Origin of the sequence: Rodentibacter trehalosifermentans (assembly GCF_002000545.1) — a bacterium.
GTDB lineage: Bacteria > Pseudomonadota > Gammaproteobacteria > Enterobacterales > Pasteurellaceae > Rodentibacter > Rodentibacter trehalosifermentans.
Genome location: NZ_MLHL01000103.1, coordinates 1 through 3,902 on the forward strand (window position 1 = coordinate 1; position 3,902 = coordinate 3,902).

Genomic DNA, 3,902 nt, shown 5'->3' on the forward strand with positions numbered 1-3,902 from the left:
GCTATTACGTTGGGTGATGTTGTCGCTGTTTTCATACCCTTTGCTAATTTATTTTACACCCCAAAAGTGCGGTTATTTCTGACCGCACTTTCAATAATTTTTATAAGTCTTTTTTCATTAACTCATAAATTAGCGCTAATTCAGGCTTAAGCTCAGCACGTTTTATAATAGAATTTAAAATATAAATTAGACATCACCTAAAATCACTTTCTTCTATAACTTCTAAGGCACCACACCCTATAAACAACCATTTTAGAGCACCAAACATAAAAGGAGAATCCAATGCTTTTACTGAAAATACAAAATATTGTTCATCTAGAACTGCTGCCCCCCACCAAAACCAGCTTCTTTCACTTGGTTTAAGCCAAAATAACCAGCTACTTAATGACCAATCTTCATTCTTCTTAATTTCTTTTACTTTTTTTCTATAAGATAAGCTAAACCATCTCTTTTTATAAGTTTTAATATCTTCCTCTGACATTTCAGGAGAACATCTAGTGACAAATTTATGAGGTAAAATATTAATCCAATCATTTAACTCTAACCATTTATCATTATCATATTGATAATTTAAAATAAGCATAACATCTCTGGCTAAACTAGCAACATCTTGTGCATTCTCACTACACTTCACTATAAAATTAGCGCCTAGTCCATTATTATCTGTGTAAGTGGGAGGAGCATTTATTTCTAATCTTTTTCTTTCCTCCATTATTTCATTATAAATGATTTTATTTATTTCCATTTTTTCCGCTTCCTTCAATAATTTTACTTTTCAATAACTCTATTTGCTCTTTTCTTAACCCATATTGATAATCTGCTTTAGTTGGATCGGCTATCACAGGTAACCTTTTATTTGGATCTAAGATTCCCACATTTTTTTCAGATACAGCAATATCCGCTATCTCGTTTCTAAATTCTCTTGGCACAGAAAATCTTTTTATCTCTGCATTAGGTAGTTCTTTGTCTATTTTTTGTTGCAAATATTCTACTGCTCGTTTTTTACTACCAAAATTTAGATATAACGTTGTATCTCCTGTGATAATAACACCACCTGCATCATCAATAATCAAACGTTGATTTGGACTTCCTTCAACCCTATAAACTGTCACCTCCCCTTTATAAAGATCTCTTAATCTAGAATATACATCATCAACCTGAATAAGCGCTTTACCTGTCATTTTCTTGGTTGAGTCTGTAACCATTTTAATTCCAGTGCCTGCAGCTTTTCCTACGCCTCCTAATTCAAGTAATGCTGCCCCACCTCTTACTGCTGCTATCGCATCAATCTCATTTACCATATTTTTACCATAAAGATAATTTACATCATCAATATTATATTGATAAGCCACAATATCTTTACCCGATTGCCAAGCTGCCCCTATAGAATCCGTCACCATACTTGAAACCGCAGACCCACACAAATCTTCTTTCAAGCAATTTGCGATACCAAAAGTGATCGTTTTTGCTACTTTCTCTGTATTATTTAAAGCATACAAAGCACCATTCACTACTGCATCTTTACCATCTGAAAGTGATTTCGTATAAAGGTTATACTGCACTTCAGGTTGCAGTGTTTTCGTGATGATATTGTTATTCGCCTTATCAAACTTAGCCAATGCTTCTGAATATTTACCCGTTGAATAATATTCATCTTTATCCAATGCAGTGAACATAGTTTGGCGTTTTCCATCTGCATTGATAAATGTGCCTCGATTATCATAAGGGGGGACATCGCCTTGTTCTGTTGCTCTATTTAGGAATGATTTAGCTTGACTATCCGCGTTCCCAATTTTCTTGAACCACGCAAAATCAACTTCCTGTGCGGCTTGTGTGATAAGTCTCGCCTTCGCTTCCTGTTCCGTCACTTGATAACCTAAACGTTCACTTTCTTCTTTTGCAAAGCGTTTGGTGTTATCTTCTATCCATTGGATTTCATCAGGATGCAACTGCCGATTAAACGTCTCCGCATTGTAAGATGCCAATGCCCCTTGTTTTATTGCTTCTCCACTGCCGTCTGTCACCGCTCCTGCCACAGCACCTATCATCAATGCCGTTGCCTGTTGTGCCGCTTGTCGGAGTTTTTCTTTTTGTTGTGGGTTAAGATTCAGGTCTTTGGTTTGGTCTTTCAGGTAGTCTGCTACATAGGTGTTCAACCATTCTGAAGCCGCCCCTGCCGCCGCTCCCGTAGCAACATTGCCATCCGCCACTTTCGCCGCCAAGGCGCCTGCTATGGCGTGCGTCAGGATTTTTTCTTGGCTGCCGTCTTTAAAGTCAAACGCTTTTGCCACATCACCTGTGATTTTTGAAAACAGCTCACCCGCCACTTGTGCTGCTTCTTGTTGCTCTTTGATTTCCGTTAAATCAAAGGCTTTGACCTTTTGATTGGCATTTTTTGTGTCTCTTGAAAGTGCGGTCAAATTCTCCGGTGTTTTTTCCGTTTCTATATTGATGTTTCCGCCGATTGCCGATTTGGTTTGGCTACTTTGCGTTTCGTGTTTATTGCCTAACAAACTTGCCGCCGCTGCCATGGCGTTTTTCGCATTTTGTGCCATATCTGTTGAAATGCCGGCACTGATGCTTTTCACTTCTTCTTAGTGGTAATTTATTTTCGTTTTAAATCGTTATTCTTCAATTTCTCTATCATTTAGAACCAAATTTAAATCATAAAGAAAATCTTTTTTTTCTTCTTCTCCTAATTCTGAAATTAAATCATTCAAATTATTTTCAGATAATATTTTATCAATGTCATTTAACGCCGCTCTATGCCCATAAGGATTACGTCCTCCCCTTAATATTACATATATAATATATAGCATTAAGTTTTCTATCGGCAAATTAAAGCAGCCCTCAAAACTATCTAAGGCTCCCCCCCCATTCACTTTCACTCTTTTCCCATTGATAAACTTTTCCATTCCTGAATTTTCTTTGACACCATAAATATGCATCTTCAAAAAACCATTTTTTTAATGTTTTGTAATTCACTCTTTCTGACATTATTTTTCTCCATTAGCCAACGTAGCGTGTGTGAAACACAGTTTCACATACGGAAAAATTAATTCGTGCGTGAATTTTCAATTAATACATCCTACACTCCTTAAATTTACGTTTGGCATTATTAAATTTCAACTGCCATTTCAATGACTAAATCTATAACTTCTCCTGTTTTAAGCTCTTCAAGAACATAAAATATAGACACTTTTTTCCCAATTTCAAAAAGTTTAAAATCTGATTTATTATTTGAGTAAATACCTGAAGACCATCTTTCGCCATTATCCAATATTAAATCAAATGAATTAAACTTTTTATTATTTTCTTGACCAGCTTGATATACTCTAATTATTTTTCCTGTAATAACTTTACTTGGTAAAATCCCATTTTCAATGTTATACCACCATTTTTCTGAATCATACAACCCATACTTGCCTTTCAATCCAAGATTTTTGTTATGATTTAAAGTTAATTTTTGAACATTCCTTACATAATCTTTATTAAACAAATTTTCAATTTTTAACTCAAAAACAAGTTTCATTAGGTAGTCTTTTTCAAGAAACATTTAATCACCTCTTATTTATCTATTCTTTCAAAGAAAATAATATTTTTATTAAATTTATCTAAAGCTTCTGTACGCCCTAATCCTGTATTAACAACCCCATTACCATTATTAAACCCATCTTTTCTCCCTTCCAATTTAAATAGTGCTTGATTATTATCTACCCACCCTTTCTTAGCTTTTTCCATACTTGGAAAAGCTTCTCTTTTAGTTGAGCTGTTTCCTGCTACCCCAATATATTGTAATTCTCTTGAAGTCCCTGGTTGAGTATAAAATTTCACCAACACACCTTCATATTTCAGAGAATATTGTTTAAAAGGAGATATAAAAGTTGGGGCTGACGTAGATT

Annotated in this window: 5 protein-coding genes; all 5 read right to left on the reverse strand. The window is 34.9% G+C overall.

The window, feature by feature from the left end:
- Window positions 1-193 precede the first annotated feature (193 nt).
- Window positions 194-745: a hypothetical protein gene (locus BKK52_RS13000; protein ID WP_077478878.1), complete on the reverse strand. Its 552-nt coding sequence runs from the start codon at window positions 743-745 to the stop codon at window positions 194-196.
- Complete coding sequence (locus BKK52_RS13005) at window positions 732-2,588, reverse strand: hypothetical protein (RefSeq protein WP_077478879.1); 1,857 nt, start codon at window positions 2,586-2,588, stop codon at window positions 732-734. Before BKK52_RS13005 ends, BKK52_RS13000 begins: the two co-directional genes overlap by 14 nt.
- A 36-nt stretch (window positions 2,589-2,624) precedes the next feature.
- Window positions 2,625-2,915, reverse strand: coding sequence for a hypothetical protein (locus BKK52_RS13010; RefSeq protein WP_244160263.1), 291 nt, complete (start codon window positions 2,913-2,915; stop codon window positions 2,625-2,627).
- A gap of 203 nt (window positions 2,916-3,118) precedes the next feature.
- On the reverse strand, window positions 3,119-3,556 hold the full coding sequence (locus BKK52_RS13015; protein ID WP_077474823.1) for a hypothetical protein: 438 nt from the start codon (window positions 3,554-3,556) through the stop codon (window positions 3,119-3,121).
- A gap of 11 nt (window positions 3,557-3,567) precedes the next feature.
- Window positions 3,568-3,902, reverse strand: a 335-nt coding sequence (locus BKK52_RS13020) for a hypothetical protein (protein WP_208606176.1), incomplete at its 5' end; no start/stop codon positions are given.

Bases quoted from the DNA above. Each gene is read 5' to 3' on its own strand.
- BKK52_RS13000 (WP_077478878.1), bottom strand. From the start codon at position 745: ATGGAAATAAATAAAATCATTTATAATGAAATAATGGAGGAAAGAAAA.
- BKK52_RS13010 (WP_244160263.1), bottom strand. From the start codon at position 2,915: ATGGAAAAGTTTATCAATGGGAAAAGAGTGAAAGTGAATGGGGGGGGA.
- BKK52_RS13015 (WP_077474823.1), bottom strand. From the start codon at position 3,556: ATGTTTCTTGAAAAAGACTACCTAATGAAACTTGTTTTTGAGTTAAAA.